Annotated in this window: 14 protein-coding genes; 3 read left to right on the top strand and 11 right to left on the bottom strand. The window is 64.8% G+C overall.

What is annotated here, in order from left to right:
- Positions 1-9: 9 nt before the first annotated feature.
- Complete coding sequence (locus tag QA645_RS42345) at positions 10-1,860, bottom strand: feruloyl-CoA synthase (protein ID WP_283047054.1); 1,851 nt, start codon at positions 1,858-1,860, stop codon at positions 10-12.
- A 148-nt stretch (positions 1,861-2,008) separates the two neighbouring features.
- Here QA645_RS42345 and QA645_RS42350 point away from each other — a divergent pair, with 148 nt between their 5' ends.
- Positions 2,009-2,503, top strand: coding sequence for a MarR family winged helix-turn-helix transcriptional regulator (locus QA645_RS42350; protein WP_254134993.1), 495 nt, complete (start codon positions 2,009-2,011; stop codon positions 2,501-2,503).
- Between the two features lie 194 nt (positions 2,504-2,697).
- Entirely contained in the window at positions 2,698-4,503 is a 1,806-nt protein-coding gene (atzF, locus tag QA645_RS42355; protein WP_283047055.1) for an allophanate hydrolase, read from the top strand.
- A gap of 145 nt (positions 4,504-4,648) precedes the next feature.
- On the opposite strand, the gene QA645_RS42360 is transcribed toward atzF, so the two are convergent.
- From QA645_RS42360 to ugpB, 10 genes are all read right to left on the bottom strand, one after another.
- Positions 4,649-5,371, bottom strand: a complete 723-nt coding sequence (locus tag QA645_RS42360) for a GntR family transcriptional regulator (RefSeq protein WP_283047057.1) — start codon at positions 5,369-5,371, stop codon at positions 4,649-4,651.
- A 4-nt stretch (positions 5,372-5,375) separates the two neighbouring features.
- Entirely contained in the window at positions 5,376-5,768 is a 393-nt protein-coding gene (gene hpxZ / locus QA645_RS42365) for an oxalurate catabolism protein HpxZ (protein ID WP_194478450.1), read from the bottom strand.
- A 12-nt stretch (positions 5,769-5,780) separates the two neighbouring features.
- Positions 5,781-7,175 carry an AtzE family amidohydrolase gene (locus tag QA645_RS42370; RefSeq protein WP_283047061.1) on the bottom strand — a complete coding sequence of 465 codons (1,395 nt, stop codon included), beginning with the start codon at positions 7,173-7,175 and terminating at the stop codon, positions 5,781-5,783.
- 7 nt (positions 7,176-7,182) lie between these two features.
- Positions 7,183-7,362 carry a DUF4089 domain-containing protein gene (locus tag QA645_RS42375; protein ID WP_018316853.1) on the bottom strand — a complete coding sequence of 60 codons (180 nt, stop codon included), beginning with the start codon at positions 7,360-7,362 and terminating at the stop codon, positions 7,183-7,185.
- A gap of 30 nt (positions 7,363-7,392) precedes the next feature.
- Complete coding sequence (locus QA645_RS42380) at positions 7,393-9,111, bottom strand: ABC transporter ATP-binding protein (RefSeq protein WP_283047065.1); 1,719 nt, start codon at positions 9,109-9,111, stop codon at positions 7,393-7,395.
- Between the two features lie 241 nt (positions 9,112-9,352).
- A complete protein-coding gene (locus QA645_RS42385) occupies positions 9,353-10,252 on the bottom strand; it encodes an ABC transporter permease (RefSeq protein WP_283047067.1) in 900 nt (299 codons plus the stop codon).
- Between the two features lie 3 nt (positions 10,253-10,255).
- Positions 10,256-11,269 carry an ABC transporter permease gene (locus tag QA645_RS42390; protein ID WP_254135000.1) on the bottom strand — a complete coding sequence of 338 codons (1,014 nt, stop codon included), beginning with the start codon at positions 11,267-11,269 and terminating at the stop codon, positions 10,256-10,258.
- Between the two features lie 231 nt (positions 11,270-11,500).
- A complete protein-coding gene (locus QA645_RS42395; RefSeq protein WP_283047070.1) occupies positions 11,501-13,123 on the bottom strand; it encodes an ABC transporter substrate-binding protein in 1,623 nt (540 codons plus the stop codon).
- Positions 13,124-13,529: 406 nt separating this feature from the next.
- Positions 13,530-14,471, bottom strand: a complete 942-nt coding sequence (locus QA645_RS42400; RefSeq protein WP_283047071.1) for an aminoglycoside 3'-phosphotransferase/choline kinase family protein — start codon at positions 14,469-14,471, stop codon at positions 13,530-13,532.
- A gap of 171 nt (positions 14,472-14,642) precedes the next feature.
- Positions 14,643-15,968, bottom strand: a complete 1,326-nt coding sequence (ugpB, locus tag QA645_RS42405) for a sn-glycerol-3-phosphate ABC transporter substrate-binding protein UgpB (RefSeq protein WP_254196003.1) — start codon at positions 15,966-15,968, stop codon at positions 14,643-14,645.
- Positions 15,969-16,170: 202 nt separating this feature from the next.
- Here ugpB and QA645_RS42410 point away from each other — a divergent pair, with 202 nt between their 5' ends.
- A complete protein-coding gene (locus tag QA645_RS42410) occupies positions 16,171-17,166 on the top strand; it encodes a TRAP transporter substrate-binding protein (RefSeq protein ID WP_283047074.1) in 996 nt (331 codons plus the stop codon).
- The last annotated feature ends 2 nt before the right edge of the window (positions 17,167-17,168 follow it).

The raw sequence follows: 17,168 nt of genomic DNA on the forward strand, positions 1-17,168 counted from the left end.
CGGGCTCAGCTACAGCCCAACCCACTCATCCGACGCCTCATCATTCAACCGCGCCACGGCATCGGCACGGCGCGTCAAAACCGCGCGCTGGTTGATGTAGCCCTTGTCGGTGATCTCGCCGCCATCGACCGACGGCGGCTCGGCGAGCAGCAGCGCGCGCGTGGCGTGGCCGGAGGAATTGGCGCCCTGCTGTTTCAGTTTTGAGAGCCCCTGCTTGATGGCCGTCCTGACCTTGTCGTGCGCCAGCACGTCATTCGCGCCGGCCGTCTCCGGCAAACCGGCATGCGCGCGACAGGCGACCATGTTCGGGAACACCAGAAACCGCACCTCGTCGCCGCCATGACCGGTCACGACGATATCCTGCGCGAGCGGCGCAAGCGCGGCGATCCCGGCGACGCGCAGCGTGCCGACGCTGACCCAGGTGCCCGAGTTGAGCTTGAAGTCTTCCGCAACACGGCCATCGAAGAACAGGCCGCGCTCCGGCCGATCGGTATCGGCAAGCTTCACGGCGTCGCCGATGAGATAGAAGCCGTCTTCATCGAAGGCCTGCCTGGTCAACTCCGGTGCCTTCCAATAGCCCGGCGTGACGTTGGGGCCGCGGACCCGCACCTCCAGCTTGTCGCCGGAGGCAACGAGCTTCAGCTCGGTACCGGGAATCGGCACGCCGATATTACCGGAACGCTCGGCAAGGAAATGGCAATCGGTCGCCAGCGGCGAGGTTTCGGTCGAGCCCCAGGCCGAGACCATCGGCATCGCATGACCAACCGTCTTGATCGAAAGCTCCTCCAGCGCGTCCCACAGATTCTGCGGCAATGCCGCACCGGCATAGAAGGCGAACTTCACCTCGCCGAAGAAGCGGCGGCGCAGTTCCTCATCGCCGCGCAGCGCCGTAATCAGCATGTCAAAGCCGCGCGGCACGTTGAAATAGACCGTCGGCATCACGCTTTTCAGGTTCGCAAGCGACGTCGCAAACAATCCGGGCGCAGGCTTGCCGCCGTCGATATAGAGCGAGCCGCCGTTGCGCAGCACCAGATTGAAATTGTGATTGGCGCCGAAGGTATGGCTCCAGGGCAGCCAGTCGAGAATGACGAGGTCGCCTCGACCTTGCTCGAGGAATGTCCAGGTCTGCGCCTTGGCTTGCTGGCTGGAGGTCAGCATGCGCTGGGTGTTGATGACGGCCTTTGGCGTGCCGGTCGAGCCCGAGGTGAACAGGAATTTCGCGATCGTGTCGGGCGTCACGGCGGCGAAGGCCTTTGTCACGCCGGGAATTTCCGGCGTTGCCGCGATGGCGCGGAAGGCAAGCGCATCGGCGTCACCGGCATTGCCACTGATGATCTGTGCCGTATGCAGCGGTTTGATCGCGGCGAGCGCGGCAGCAAACGGCTTGGTTGCGGAAACGTAGATCGCACCGGGCTCAAGCAGCGCGATCATGCTCTTCAGTTTGTCAAAATCCCTGGACATCAGCGAATAGGCCGGCGAGATCGCGGCCGAGGGCACACCGACATGCTGGGCCGCGAGTGCAAGCAGCGCGTGATCGATGCTGTTGTCCGAGAGAATGACGACGGGGCGCTCCGCACTGAGCCCCTGCGCCAAAATCCACGACGCCGCGGCGCGTACGCGGCGCAAAGCACCCGCGTAGGTCACGATGGCCCAGGGCGCATCGGCGCCGTCACGCTCGGCAAGGAAGATCGTATCCGGCGTCTGCCGCGCAAAATGCTCCAGCCAGTCGCCGACGCAGCGCGCGCAATCGCGCAAGGGTTCGCCCGAGCGCAGCACGATGCTGCCGTCGGCACGATGCTCGGCGACGGTCTTTGGTGCTGCGAACAGGCCCGAAGCGTCACCGTGTGCGGCTGAAATCATCGTTTCCTCCTCGCCCCTATCAGGGATCGGCCGCAGCCTCGTTCCGGGCCGCTTTGACGATAATGTTGGGCGGGACAATTGTTGTCGTCAACAACAATCTTCCGCTGAAGCCATCGAGGCGCTAAGGTCGTGCGGCAGGAGATGCAATGTGACAGCCAGCGCAGCCCAGACTTCCCCCCGCAAACGCACCGGCAATGGCGCGGCGCGGCGGATCGACGCGGACGAGATCGGACTGGACGCGCTGGTCGGCCACGCCGGCTACGCGGTGCGGCGCTTCCAGATCTGGATCTTTCAGGATTTCATCAAGACGCTCGGCGATGTCGACATCCGCCCGACGCAATATTCGGTGCTGACGGTGATCGGCGCCAATCCCGGCCTGTCGCAGATGGCGGTGGCAAAGCGCCTCGGCATCGAGCGCGCCCGGCTGGTGCACCTGCTCGACAGCCTCGAGCAGCGCAAGCTGGTGAAGCGGATCAAGTCGAAAGAGGACCGGCGCTCGCACGCGCTGCATCTCACCGGCCAGGGCGAGACGGCGCTGGCCAAATTCAAGCGGCTCGCCGCCGAGCACGAGCGGCACGTCGAGGAGAAGCTCGGCAAGGCCAACCGGGAGCGGCTGCTCCGGATCCTGGCTGACTTCACCTGATCCCAGACTGCACACGATTTGAGCAAATGCCCGGAACAGGGCGTAACGACCGCAGCCTGCTCACTAGCCAACGGATCCCTCAAGTCTATGATCTCACGATATTATCCGGGGCGACCGCGCTGCCCGGATAATGTACACAATGGCATATCGCTTGCTTCAATCCGGGTAAGACCTGTTGCCGGAGTTTTGTCACCATGGGGGCTGAGCAGCCTGAAACGATCGCCGAAATCGTGGCCGCGCATCGCGCGGGCACGATGACGCCGGCGCAGACAGTCGTGCGGACCTATCAGCGGATTCGCGACCACAACGATCCCGCGATCTTCATCAGCCTGCGCGACGAGAAGGACGCGATCGCGGAGGTCGAAAAGCTTGCCGCGAAGGACGCCGCCAGCCTGCCGCTCTATGGCGTGCCGGTCGCCGTGAAGGACAATATCGACGCGTTGGGCTTTCCGACCACGGCGGCCTGCCCGGCTTTCTCCTTTACGCCGACCCATGACTCGACCGCAGTGGAGCGGCTGCGCGCTGCCGGCGCCATCATCATCGGCAAGACCAATCTCGACCAGTTCGCGACCGGCCTCGTCGGCGTGCGTTCGCCCTATGGCATTCCCAAAAATGCGATCCGTGAGGATCTCATTCCGGGCGGATCGAGTTCCGGCTCCGCCGTGGCGGTCGGCGCAGGCCTCGTGCCGCTGTCACTCGGCACCGACACGGCCGGGAGTGGCCGCGTGCCGGCGATGCTCAACAACATCGTCGGGTTGAAGCCGAGCCTCGGCATGATCTCGACCGCGGGTCTCGTGCCGGCGTGCCGTACGCTCGACTGCATCTCGGTATTTGCTTTGACGGTCGACGATGCCGCCCTCGCCCTTTCCGTGATGACGGGTCCCGATCAGGCCGATCCGTTCTCGCGCGACCGGCCGCTGGGCCCGCTCACGCCGCTCCCGACGAATGTGCGCCTCGGCGTGCCGCGTAACGGGCAACTGATCTTCTTCGGCGACAAGAAATCGGAGGTGGCCTACGCCGATGCGCTGAAGCGCTGGACCGCGCTCGGTGCTACGCTGGTCGAGTTCGACCTCGAGCCGTTCTACGAGACGGCGCGGCTGCTTTATGAGGGACCCTGGGTCGCCGAGCGCTATCTCGTGATTAAGAACCTGCTGGCGTCCGCGCCCGATTCGATTCATCCGGTCACGCGCGAGATCACTGCAGCCGGCGCGCGGCTCACGGCAGCGGAGACCTTCTCCGCACTCTACCGCCTGCAGGGCCTGCGCAAGATCGCCGAGCGCACCTTTGCCAATATCGACGCGCTGGTGCTGCCCACGGCACCGACGGCCTATACGACCGCGCAGGTGCTGGCCAATCCGATCGAGCTCAACAGCCGGCTCGGCACCTACACCAATTTCGTCAACCTGCTCGACCTCTGCGGTCTCGCCATCCCGGCGGCGATGCGCGCGGACGGCATTCCGTTCGGCATCACGATGCTGGCGCCCGCCGGTCGCGATGCGATGCTTGCGAGCATCGGCCGCGTCTTCCATGCCGATACGAAGTTGACAATTGGTGCGAAGAGCGTGGCGCAGGCACCGCTTGCGGCGCTTCCCGCAAACAGCGGTGACGAGATTCCGATCGCGGTGGTCGGCGCACATCTCTCCGGCATGGCGCTGAACGGCGAATTGAAGGCGCTGAATGCAAGGCTGATCGAGGCGACCAAGACCGCGCCGGACTACAAGCTCTATGCGCTGAAGACCACGCCGCCGAAGCCGGGCCTGCTGCGCGTCGAAGCTGGCAAGGGCGCGTCCATTGAGCTGGAGATCTGGTCGCTGTCGTCGTCCGACTTCGGCAAGTTCGTCAATGCGATCCCTGCGCCGATGGCGATCGGGACGATCCGGCTCGCCGATGGCCGCAGCCTGAAGGGCTTTCTCGTCGAGCCGGAAGTGCTTGGCGAGGCGCGGGATATCACGGCGTATGGCGGCTGGCGCGCGTATATGAAGGAAGCCGCGACAACATAAGTCTCGTAGGGTGGGCAAAGCGGCTTGTCCGCCGTAGCTCGAAGAGCGAAGGCGGAAGCGTGCCCACCATTCCGTCCATCATGAAGAAGATCGTGGGCACGGCGCTTTGCGCCTTTGCCCACCCTACGGCACCAATTGCGCGGAGCTACACCGAGACCGCGTAAATCTCGTACTCCCCGCGCACCAGCTCGATATGTGCGCGCATCGCGGCCGCAGCACCCTGTTTGTCGCCGCGCATGATGGCGACCACGACGCGGTCGTGCTCGGCTTGCGACTTGGCGAGACGGCCGAGATTGCGGAACTGGGCGCGGCGGAATGGTTGCACGCGCACCCGTGTCGCTAGCGTGATCTCGGCGATGTAACCGTTCTGCGATCCGGCATAGATCGCGTTATGAAAACGCTCGTTGACCTCGTGGAAGCGATCGGGATTGCCGGCGTAGCTGAGGACGCGGAGCTCCTCGTGGATGGCTTCGAGTCCATGACGCTCGGCGGCCGACATCCGCTCCGCGGCGAGGCCGGCGCACAGCGCCTCCAGCTCCGCCATCGCCTCGAACATGCTGGTCAGACGCTCGATCGACGGCTGCGCGACCACTGCGCCGCGATGAGGACGTGCCTCGACCAGGCCGCTCGCGACCAGCTGCCGCAGCGCTTCGCGCACCGGAGTGCGCGAGACGCTGAAGCGCCGCGCGATGTCGGTCTCGTCCAGCGGAGCGCCGGGCGCGAGAGTTCCCCGCACGATCTCGTCGGCCAACTGAAGACGCAGTTCCTCGGCGCGCGTGACCTTCTGCAGCGATGGCGAGGCACGGTCGACGCGCGGCACGACCGGCTCGGCCGGCAGTGTTCCGGGCGGAAAATCGTCAAGCGTCATACGGTCAGGTCTCTTTCGACTCGTCGATGATGCTGACATGGGCGGCGACGACGCGCCAGCCCTCCGGGAAGCGAATCCAGGTCTGCATCTGCCGGCCGACCTTGCCGGGAGCCGTGTCGCGATAGAACAGGGTGGAGGCGACAGCCGTATCGCGGCCGTAGCTGGAGATCACCGTCTTCGCGGTGCGGCGATTAAGGCCGACTGGCGAGCGGCCGGCACGGAATCCGGAGATCGCCTCATAGCCGTAGAGGTTCTCGCCGATGCCGTAGCGCAGCGTGCGGGGGTCGTTGCGGAACAATTCGCCGAGCACGGCGACGTCGTTGGTGACGAGGGCCTGCTCATAGCGTTCGAACGCGGCTTTGACTTCCGCGATCACGTCGGGGAGATCGATCTCCATCTCAAATTCCTCTCAAAGTCCCCTTGGCGACGGCGCGGCGACCACGCCCATCTTCTCCAATGCGTGCGCAACGCGCAACGCGATGTCCTCGCGCCAGGGCGCAGCAATGATCTGCACCCCGATCGGCAGCGGCTCGAGCGGCACGGGCACTGCGACCACCGGCAGGCCGATGAACGAGATCGGCTGGGTGTGGATGCCGATATTGGCGCGCACCGGCAGCTCGACGCCGTCGAGGGTAAAGTTCACCTGACCGAGTTTTGGTGCCGTGCAGGGCGTTGCCGGCGCGATCAGCACGTCGACGGTCTTGAAGATCTCGGCGAATTGCGTGCGGTACCAGCGGCGGAACTTTTGCGCGCGGTCGACCAGCGGCGCCGGCACCATGGCGCCGGCGATCAGCCGGTCGCGCACGGCCGGATCGAAATCGTTCGGGCGTTTGCGCAGGCGATCGAGATGCAGCGAGGCGCCTTCGGTGGTCGTGATGACGTAGGCCGCTGCGCGGGCGCGGGAGGCTTCAGGCACGTCGACCACCTTGGTCGCGCCGAGTGCTTTGGCGACGCGGCTGACGGCTTCGACGGCTTCCGGAAACACGTTCCTCTGAAAGTGGCCGCCGGCAATCGCGATGCGCAAATCCGAGACCGGATTGGCGAGCAACGGCAGTGTCGGCTCCAGCCCGCGCGTCGTGCAGGCGCCGTCGTCGGCATCCGGGCCCTGCATCGCGTCATAGGCGAGCGCGAGATCGGTGACGGAACGTGCGAACGGGCCGAGATGATCGAGGCTCGCGACGAACGGGAAGGAGCGCGCACGCGACAGCCGGCCATAGGTCGGCTTCAGGCCGAAGATGCCGCAGAACGAGGACGGCACGCGGATCGAGCCATTGGTGTCCGAGCCGAGCGCGATCGGCACCAGCGCGCCGCCGACGGCGCTGCCGGAGCCACCCGACGAGCCACCGGTCATCCGCGTGGTGTCGTGCGGATTGCGCGAGGGACCGTCATGGACGTTCTCGCCCGTAAAATCGTAGGCGTATTCGCCCATGTTGAGCGCGCCGACCAGCACGGCACCGGCCGCTTCCATGCGCTCGATCAGCGCGGCGTCGCGCTTGGATGGCGCGAGGTCGCGATTGATCTTCGAGCCGGCGCGCGTAGGCAGGCCCGCGACGTCAAAGAGGTTCTTCACCGCAAAGGGCACGCCGGCGAGCGGACCGACGGTCTTGCCGGCCGCGATATCGGCATCGATCGCGCGCGCTTTCGCACGGGCGCGATCGGCGGTGACGTCGGTGAAGGAATTGAGGATCGTGTCGTGCTGCTTGATGCGCGCGAGCGCCGCTTCCGTGGCATCGAGCGCGGTCATCTTGCCGCCGGCAACCGCACTTGCGATCTCGGCCGCAGTCATCTCTGGCTTGGTGGTCATGACAGCATCAGGCCGTGAAGATCGGCGCCGGCTCGGTCTCGTCCGGCAGCGCGAATTCGTCGACGAGGCGGGCGAGCCGCAGCGACACTTCGAGATTGGCGCGCACCGCGGGCCGCCAGGCCTCCTCGACCGGCAGCGCCAGCGCTTTCGATACGGCGTCGATATAATCGTCCAGCGGCTCGGCCATCACGCTCCCAAACGGTCTCTCAGTGCACTCTCAGTGGACCTGCAACGGCGGATGCGGGATCGCCGTCAGCAGCTCCTTGGTGTAGTCGTCCTGCGGATCGCTGAGAACCTTCTCGGAAGAGACTTCCTCGACGATCCGCCCCGTCCGCATCACAATGACACGATCGCACAACAAGCGCACTACATTCAAATCATGCGAGACGAACAGATAGCTCATACCTAGCCGTGCCTTGAGGTCCTGAAGCAGGTTCAGCACCACCGCCTGCACGGAGACGTCGAGCGCCGCAGTCGGCTCGTCCAGGATGACGAGCTTGGGGTGCAGCGCGATGGCCCGCGCGATACCGACGCGGGCCTTCTGGCCGCCGGAGAGTTGGTGCGGGAAACGATCCAGCAAATTGTGCGGCAGGCCGACCATGGTCGCCAGCTCCTCGCAGCGGGCGCGAAGCGCATCGCGTCCCCTGATGTCGCCGAGCTGCATGATCGGATCGGCGATGGCGCGCACCGCGGTGAAGCGCGGGTTGAGGCTGTCGGTCGGATCCTGGAACACCATCTGGATGCGGCTGCGCTGCGGCAGGCGGGCGAAGGAGGCGGGCTGAATGCCGCCGATGTCTTCGCCGTCGAACTGGATCAGGCCGGAGGTCTGGTCCAGGAGCCGCATCACCATCATCGACGTGGTCGATTTGCCGCAGCCGGATTCGCCGACCAGGCCGACGCTCTCGCCATGGCCGATCGAGAAGCTGATGCCGTCGACCGCGCGGAACACATCGGGCTCCACGGGCGGCTTGCGGCCGAACAGTTTTCCAAGCGTGGCGGTGGCGCCCTGGCGGGGATATTCCTTGACCAGCTTTTCGATGAGCAGGAGCGGCTTTCGGCGCTCCGCGCTAGCTGGGGCGGCGGGAGCAGACTCCGTCGCTGCGGCGCCTTCTTCTTCCGGCAGCAGATCCCGCAGCGACACACCGAGCCGCGGCGTCGCGCGCATCAGCTTCTTGGTGTAGGGGTGCTGCGGGTTCGCAAAAATATCGGCGGCCTTGGCGGTCTCGACGACGCGGCCCTTTTCCATCACGACGACGCGGTCGCAATAGGCGGCCGCCAAACCGAGATCGTGGGTGATCAGGATGGTCGACATCGCCTTGCGTTTTGTGAGTTCGACGATCAGGTCCATCACCGCCTTCTGCGTGGTGACGTCGAGACCGGTGGTCGGCTCGTCCGCGATCAGCAGCTGCGGATTGCAGGCGAGCGCGAGCGCGATGACGACGCGCTGGCACATGCCGCCGGACAGTTCGAACGGATAGGCGTGATAGCGCTCGCGCGGGCGGGCGATCTTGACCTGCTCCAGCGCCTCGATCGCCTTCTCGCCGCCATCCGTGACCTGAGCCTGCTGCACATGCGTGCGCAGCACGTCCTCGATCTGGTCGCCGACTTTACGGATCGGGTTCAGCGCCGCGCGCGGGTTCTGAAAGATCATCGAGACTTCGCGGCCGCGCAAATCGCGCATCTGGGCCTCAGACGCGGCCTTGACGTCGATGCCGGAAAACATCACCGAGCCCTCGGCGATCTTGCCGGCGCGATCGAGGATGCGCATCACCGCGTAGGACGTCACCGACTTGCCGGAGCCGGACTCCCCGACGATGGCGAGCGTCTCGCCTTTGGCGACGGAGATGTTGACGTGCTGCACGGCTTTGACGATGCCGCGGCGGGTGGTGAATTCGACGGTGAGATCCTGGACGTCGAGCAGTGGTTGGGCGGTCATGCGGGCCTCGCGTCAATCAAGAAGCCGAAAACAACCCCATGCACAGTAGAACGGCGATTGGAATCATTGCGGAATTTTAGGAGTAAGGGAGGCAACGCTCTCGCATTCCCTCCCCCCTTGCGGGGGAGGGGCAGGGAGAGGGGTAGCCACGAACTCAGACCTCGCTCGGGGCGACCCCTCTCCCCCACCCTCCCCCGCAAGGGGGGAGGGAGCGCAGCGGTGCACTTGGAAACGATCACCATCACGTCCTCCGCTGCGGATCGACGATGTCGCGCAGGCCGTCGCCGAGGAGGTTGAAGCAGAACACGGCGATCATCAGGGCGAGGCCGGGGAAGAGCGCGATCCACCATTCGCCCGAGACCATGAAGCCCGCGCCCTCGGCGACCATGATGCCCCATTCGGCGGTGGGCGGCCGGACGCCGAGGCCGATGAAGGAGAGGCCGGCGGCATTCAGAATCGCGTAGCCCATGGTCAGCGACATCTGCACGATCATGATCGGCATGATGTTCGGCAGGATGTGCACCAGCAGGATGCGGAACTCGCCGTTGCCGGAGAGACGCGCCGCCTGCACGAAGCCGGCATTGCGGCGCACGTTGGCTTCGGCGCGCGCGACGCGGGCATAGAGCGGGAAATTCACGATGGCCGTGGCCAGGATGATGTTCTGCACGGTGTTGCCGAGCGCTGCGACGATGCCCATCGCCAGCACGAACAGCGGGAACGCCATGATGGTGTCGGCGATGCGGCCGACGATGCGATCGGTCCAGCCGCCGAAATAGCCGGCCGCGATGCCGGCGAGACCGCCCATCAAAAACACCAGCACGACGGAGGCGACCGCGATGAACGTATCGAGCCGCGTCGCCACCACGACGCGACTGAAGATGTCGCGGCCCAATTGGTCGGTGCCGAACCAATGCGCCGCCGACGGCGGTTTCAGTGCCGCGGCGGTGTCGGACGCCAGCGGATCATACGGCACCACATAGGGACCGAAGATTGCGGCCAGAAGAATGACGATCAGCAGGGCGAAGGAAAAGCCCGTGACCTTGTTCTCGCCAAGCACATAGCGGGTCTGTTCGAGGATCGCGGCGAGTCCCGAGGTTCGCGCAGGCCCGGCGGGTTCGACAGCAGGCGCAACGGAGCTCATGATCTAGCCCTCCAACCTGACACGCGGATCGATCACGCCGTAGAGAATGTCGATCACGAGATTCAAAAGCACGTACATCACCGCCATGGTGAGGACAAAACCCTGCACCGGCGCGAAGTCCGACGAGATCAGCGCTTCCACCGCGTAGGAGCCGATGCCGGGCCAGGCGAACACTTTTTCGACCAGCACGTTGGCCCCGAGCAGGAAGGAGAACACCATGCTGAGCGTGGTGATGACGGGCAGCATCGCGTTGCGAAAGGCGTAAGTGACGATGACGGTGGTCGGCGACAGGCCGCTGGCGCGCGCGGTGCGGACGAATTCGGATGCGAGCACCGCAAGCATCGAGGCGCGCGTCATGCGCGCGATCGGCGCCAGCGAGAAGATCGCGAGCGTGGTCGCGGGCAGGATGAGCTGGCTCAGCGCCGAGCGGAATGCTTCGAAGTCGCGCGCGATCAGCGTGTCGATCAGATAGAAGCCGGTCACCGTCGGCGGCGCACTGTAGAACACGTCGAGCCGGCCGAGCGGCGCGGGCGACCAGCCGAGCCGGAAATAGAAGACGTAGACCAGCACGAGGCCGGTGAAGAACACGGGCAGCGATACGCCCGCTGTCGTCGTGATGCGACAGAGATGGTCGATCCATGACCCTGGTCGCGTTGCTGCGAGCACGCCAAGCGGGATGGCGATGACGATGGAGACGATGAGACCGAGCAGCGTCAGCTCGGCGGAAGCCGGCAGGCGGCTGCGGATTTCGGCGGCGACCGGCTGGCCAGTCGTCAGCGAATTGCCGAAATCGCCATGGGCGAGATCGTTGGTGTAGCGGAAGAACTGCTCGATCAGCGGCTTGTCGAGGCCGAGTTTTTTACGGATCTGCTCGACCGCTTCCTTGGTCGCGGCGGGGCCGGCGAAGTACGCGGCGGGATCACCGGGCAATGCCCGCGTCAGCAGGAAGGTGACGATGACGACGCCGATCAGCGAGGGAATCGCGAACATCAGGCGCTTGCCGATCATGGTGAGCATGGGGTGCTCCTGATGTTGAAATGAGCTGGCGCCGCGCACACCGCTGGGTCCCCTCCCCCCTTGCGGGGGAGGGTTAGGAAGAGGGGTGGCCGCGGGAGAGATCGGAGTTTGTGGCTACCCCTCTCCCCGCCCCTCCCCCGCAAGGGGGGAGGGAGTGAGAGAGCGGTGGCTGCCTCACTCGAATCAAGAAACCCAACACATGCCGATGCGTCGCCGACGATCAGCATCCCCTCACCCCTTCGCCATCGCGCGGTAGTCGAGGCGGCGGTGGAACCAGTACTGATAGCCCGAGATGTTCTTCTGCATCGCGACGTTGACGAAGGGCTGGTACAGCGGGATGCGCGGGATGTCGGTGTAGGCGAGATCGACGAAGCCTTTCACGTCGGCATCGTAGGTCGCGGTGTCGCCGGTGGCGGCTGCGGTGCGCGCGCCGTCGATCAGCTTGTCCATCTCCGCCGACTTGTAGCTCATGGTGTTGAAGACGGAATTGTTGCCGTGATAGCACCAGTAGAAGAAGTACTCGGGATAATCGAGCCAGCCCGAGAACACGTTGGTGAAGAGCGGCATCTCCTTCTTGTTCAACTCGGTGCGCCAGTTGGCGCCGGGCACCTTGTTGATGGTGGTCTTGATGCCGATCTGGGCGAGGCTCTCCTGCACCAGCACGCAGAGCGGCTCGTTGACGCCGGCAAAATTCAGGTCGAACGAGATCGTGGTCTCGAAGCCGCCGGCGAGGCCGGCTTCCGCCATCAGCGCCTTCGCCTTCTCGATGTCGGTGTTGAATTTATGCGGCTGCGGCCAGGCGACTTCGGTCGGCTTGTCCGCAGGTGCGCCGAACATCGGGTTCGCGAGCCCGAACATCACGGCATCCATGATCTTCTGATAGGGCAGCGCGTAGGCGACGGCCTGACGGACCTTCGGGTTGTCGAACGGAGGCTTGGTGACGTTCATGCCGATATATTGGATGCCGTTGGAGAACGGCAGCGACACCACGTTGAGCTTGCCGTTGGCCTTCATCTCCTGGAAATCCTTGTTCGGGAGTTCGTAGGAGATGTCGGCGTCACCACGTTCCAGCAGCGCGCGGCGGTTGCCGGCCTGCGGCACCATGCGCCAGATCACGCGCTTGATCTTCGGCAGCGGACCGCACACCCAATCCTCGTTGCGCTCCATGACGACTTCGGTGCCGGCGGTCCACTTCGTCACCTTGTAGGCGCCTGAGCCCGCGGTCTGCTGCTTGGTGAACTCGAGGCCCCAGGGGTCCTTCTCACTCGCGTTCTTCTTCACCAGCTCGGAGTTGACGATGCAGGGCACGATCACAGCGAGATCGGGGACCGTCAGCTTGTCCTTCTTCAGGAAGTCGACGCGCACGGTGGTGTCGTCGATCACGACGAACTGCTCCGGCTTGGTCAGCGAGCCCGCGCTCATCTGGAAGGTGGGGAAGCCGCCGACGCTGACGGCGCGGTCGAGCGACCATTTCACGTCCTTGGCGGTGACCGGCGTGCCGTCGTGGAATTTGGCATTCTTGCGCAGCTTGAAGGTGACCGACATGTCGTCGATCTTGAACTCCTCGGCGAGTTCGCCCTTGAACTTGTCGCGGTCGTAATACGGCACGCCGCCAGGACCGGTCTTCATCTCGTGGCTGATCAGCCGGTCGTAACAATTCCAGGACACTTCATAGCCGGGCACGTTGGTGCCGACGCCGTGGATGTCGAGATTGTTCGGGCCGCCCTCCGAGACGATCAGCAGCGTCTCGGAGCGGGCGTCGGCATAGGCCGAGGAGATGACCTGCGGCGCTATGGGGAGCGCCGCGCCGGCGGCCAATCCGGACACGGACTTGAGGAAATCGCGGCGCTTCATGAGGATGCTCCAACTCAAAAGTTTCTGGTTGGAACTGGATTCGCAAGGTTCGTGCCAGACCTTAACGAGAGGTAAGCGGCGCTTTAATGCATTGATATCGCGAATAAATCCGAGAAATCAGCGACGGAGCGATAACGCTCGGGTCTTATACATTGCATACAAAGAGATGTATTTGCTTAATAAAAAGGCCATCGTGGCCGATCGCTTATTTTATGAGCGAGATCTAACCTCGCCGTCGTCCTGGCGAAAGCCAGGACCCATCACCCCAGGGAGAAGTTGCGGCCCGCCGCGGGTCACGACGAGTCTTCGCAAAACATCTCCCTGGGGTAATGGGTCCTGGATCGGCGCTCCACTTGTCCAGGACGACGGCGGTGATTGCGTCGCGCACTTGCAACGCCGAACACGCTCACTCCGCCCAGATCAATTCCTGCAGCTCGATCAGATCATTCGCCTGCCGCTGCCAGCCTTCGATACAGATGTGGCTGTTGAGGTCGCTGGCCTGGTGCAGCAGCATCAATGCCATCAGGCGGCGCTTGAGCGCGAAATCTGGCTTTTCGTAGCCAAAACCTTCGAGCAGGCTGCGCACCCTCCCCGGCCGGCCCGCCGACATGAAGGCGCTCGGGCCGAGCAGGTCGTAATCGCGCCAGCCCGCCCTGACGTCGCCGAAATCGAACAGGCCGGCGAGCGACCAGTCGCCGTTACGGGACGCGAGCAGGAAGTTCTCCGGAATGTATTCGCCGATCAGGATCACCGGCGGCGCATCCATCGGAATCAGCGTCGCGGCATCACGCAGGAGATCGTCGAGGCCGGCCAGGAATTTCGGCGCAAGGCCGAGACGGGTGTGCCGCGCGCGGCAGCCCTGCATCTGCGTGCCCATGAAGTCGCTCCAGCGCGGCTCGATTTGCGCGAGCGGGCCGAGCGGCGCGCGCTGCACGGCAGCGATGGTCTCGCCGATCTGGCGCAGCACGCGCTCCTTCTGCGCTTCGGGCAATGAGGGCCAGATCTCCGAGCCGAGTGTGCCGGAAAGGCGCGTGATGATCAGATAGGGCCAGCCGTCGCGCATCCCCTCCGCGACGATCTCGGGGATCGGCAGATGAAGCCGGCCCGCAAGCTGCATCAGCGAACCGCGCTCGGAAACGAATTGCGCATGCAGCAGCGGCGGGAAGATTTTCAGGATCAGCTTCTCGCCGAGCCCGACCACGAGGTTGGTGCCGGTCGAAAACACGTGCGGCGCGCCGGTGTCGACACCGTGGCCGCGCGCGATGTCGAGTGCGATCGGCAGCCATTGCTGTGGCTGGGAGCGCCAGGCGCGAAAGGTCTGCGCGTCGGCGAAGTGAGGCAGTGTCATCGAAGGCAATGTCCCTGCGGCTGATCCTTCGAGACGCCCGCTTCGCGGGCTCCTCAGGATGAGGGTGGAGTTCGCGGCAACGGACTCGGCGGCCACGGTGGTGCTTAGCCTCATCCTGAGGAGACCGCAAAGCGGTCGTCTCGAAGGACGAGGCGCGAGCTCCGGCCGCGACTACCTATCCGGGCTGGCGCGCTCGAACTGGCGCAGCAGCTTGTTGCCGCGCTCGACGGCGGTATCGAGCGCGGCTTGCGCGCTCTTCTGGCCGCCAAAGGCCTGCTCCAGCTCCTCCTCGATCGTGCCGCGGATCAGGTTGAAGGAGCCGAGCCGGATGCCTTTGGAATTCTCGGTCGGCGGATGCAGCGTGATCTCCTCGAACGAGATCGCCGAGCCGGGATTGCGCTCGTAAAATCCTTGCGCGCGCGTCAGCTCGAAGGCGGCGCGGGTGATCGGCAGATAGCCGGTGTTCTGGTGCCAGGCGGCCTGCACGCCGGGCTGGGACAGATAGGCGAAGAACCGCGCCACGCCCTTGTATTCCTCGCGCGGCCGGTCGCGCAGCACCCACAGCGTGGCGCCGCCGATGATGGAATTCTGCGGCGCGCCCTTCACGTCGGGCCAATACGGCATCATGCCGTAGCCGATCTCGAATTTCGAATTCGCCCTGATGTCGGCGCGCGTCGCCGAGGAGCCGATGAAGATGCCGCATTCGCCGTTCTGGAAGCGCGGCTCGGCCGATTGCCCGCGACCGCTATAGTCGAACAGCTTTGTCTTCTGCCATTCGGCGAGCTGGGCGATGTGCTTCACGACGACCGGATTGTTGATGGTCAATTCCGCATCGAGGCCGGCAAAGCCGTTCGCACGCGTGGCCAGCGGCAGATTGTGAAACGCCGACAGATTCTCGACATGGATCCAGGACGGCCAGGACGTGGTGAAGCCGCAGACGGCGCCGCGGTCGCGCAGCCGTTTTGCAGCGGCGCCGAGCTCGGGCCACGTCTTCGGCGGCGTCTCCGGATCGAGCCCGGCGTCGCGGAACATGGTCTTGTTGTAATAGAGGATCGGCGTCGACGAGTTGAACGGGAATGACAGCAGATTGCCGCTCGCATCGGTGTAATAGCCGGAGACGGCCGGAAGATAGTCGTTGAGCGAGAACGGCTCGCCCATGTCGCGCATCATGCTGTAGACCGGATAGATCGCGCCCTTGGCTGCGGTCATGGTCGCCGTGGCGACCTCGTTGACCTGCACGATCGCGGGCTGGCTGCGCGAGCGGAAGGCGAAGATCGCGGCCGTCACCGTCTCGGTGTAATTGCCCTTGTAGGTCGGCACGACGCGGTAATCGGATTGCGAGGCGTTGAAATCGGTGGCGAGCTTTTCAAGCTGCTTGCCGAGCTCGCCCGACATGGCGTGCCACCATGCGATGTCGGTGGCGGCGCGCGCCTCGCAGCTCAAGGCGAAGGCCAGAGTGGCGGCGGCGACCTGCAAAAAGCGCAATGATGAAGTCACGATGGCTCTTCCCGGATCAGGCGGCAAAAGGCGACTATACCCTGCTTAAGGCGCGGTCCCCGGCGTTTCAACCGGGAATAAAGCCGGACCGCGCCGCACAATCGCCCGAGGGCGCGGCCCGGGATGGCCTTCCCTTTACCATCTGCTAGATTGCATTGAACCTTTTGGTCCCGCCATAGACTCCATCTCTGAGGGGTTGAGTGTGCCAGTGCTAAACCGTGCCGAACTCTCTCGGGCCGGGGTGATCTTCGTCGCGCTTCTGTTGGCGATCTGCGCGACGGGGGCTGCAGCGCGTGAATTCCGCGCCGCCGACACCCAGACCGAGGATTATCCGACCGTCCAGGCGCTGCGCTACATGGGCGCGCTGATCGCCGAGCGCACCGGCGGGCGGCACGAGGTCAAGGTGTTTCACTCCCGCCAGCTCGGCGAGGAGAAGGAGACGATCGAGCAGACCCGCGCGGGCGCGATCGACCTCAACCGGACCAATGTGGCCCTGATCGGCAACTTCGTTCCGGCGATGAACGTGCTCGCCATGCCGTTCCTGTTCCGGTCCATCGAGCACATGCAGAGGGTGCTGGACGGGCCGATCGGCAACGAGATTTTGGGCAGCTTCGAGCCCTACGGCTTCGTCGGGCTCGCCTTCTACGATTCCGGCGCGCGCTCGATCTACAATGCCGTCCGCCCGGTGAAGACCATCGCCGATCTCAAGGGCCTGCGGATCCGGGTGCAGCAGTCGGAGTTGATGAGCCAGATGATCCGCTCGCTCGGCGCCGAGCCGGTCGAATTGCCCTACGGGCAGGTGCTCACGGGGCTCGCGACCCATCTGATCGACGGCGCCGAAAACAACTGGCCATCGTTCGTGACGACAGACCATTACAAATATGCCGGCTACTACACCCTGACCGAGCACACGATGAGCCCGGAGGTGCTGGTGATCTCGCTCAAGGCGTGGCGCAGCCTGTCGGCCGACGACCAGCGGATTTTCCGCGAGGCCGCGCTGCGCTCCAGCCAGTTCATGCGCGAGAAGTGGCGCGACCTCGAGGAGCAGTCGCAGCACAAGGCCGAGGCCGCCGGCATCACCGTCGTCAAGGACATCGACCGCAAGCCGTTCGAGGACGCGATGGCGCCGGTGTACGCCAAGGCCGCGAAGGATCCCGCCGCGGCCGCGCTGATCGAACGCATTCGCAAGGTGGAGTGAGC

The sequence above is a fragment of the Bradyrhizobium sp. CIAT3101 genome (assembly GCF_029714945.1).
GTDB lineage: Bacteria > Pseudomonadota > Alphaproteobacteria > Rhizobiales > Xanthobacteraceae > Bradyrhizobium.

Coding starts and splice junctions, on each gene's coding strand:
- hpxZ (WP_194478450.1), bottom strand. CDS start 5,768: ATGGAGATCGATCTCCCCGACGTGATCGCGGAAGTCAAAGCCGCGTTC.
- QA645_RS42370 (WP_283047061.1), bottom strand. CDS start 7,175: ATGACCACCAAGCCAGAGATGACTGCGGCCGAGATCGCAAGTGCGGTT.
- QA645_RS42380 (WP_283047065.1), bottom strand. CDS start 9,111: ATGACCGCCCAACCACTGCTCGACGTCCAGGATCTCACCGTCGAATTC.
- QA645_RS42400 (WP_283047071.1), bottom strand. CDS start 14,471: ATGACACTGCCTCACTTCGCCGACGCGCAGACCTTTCGCGCCTGGCGC.
- QA645_RS42375 (WP_018316853.1), bottom strand. CDS start 7,362: ATGGCCGAGCCGCTGGACGATTATATCGACGCCGTATCGAAAGCGCTG.
- atzF (WP_283047055.1), top strand. CDS start 2,698: ATGGGGGCTGAGCAGCCTGAAACGATCGCCGAAATCGTGGCCGCGCAT.
- QA645_RS42385 (WP_283047067.1), bottom strand. CDS start 10,252: ATGAGCTCCGTTGCGCCTGCTGTCGAACCCGCCGGGCCTGCGCGAACC.
- QA645_RS42360 (WP_283047057.1), bottom strand. CDS start 5,371: ATGACGCTTGACGATTTTCCGCCCGGAACACTGCCGGCCGAGCCGGTC.
- QA645_RS42345 (WP_283047054.1), bottom strand. CDS start 1,860: ATGATTTCAGCCGCACACGGTGACGCTTCGGGCCTGTTCGCAGCACCA.
- QA645_RS42390 (WP_254135000.1), bottom strand. CDS start 11,269: ATGCTCACCATGATCGGCAAGCGCCTGATGTTCGCGATTCCCTCGCTG.
- QA645_RS42395 (WP_283047070.1), bottom strand. CDS start 13,123: ATGAAGCGCCGCGATTTCCTCAAGTCCGTGTCCGGATTGGCCGCCGGC.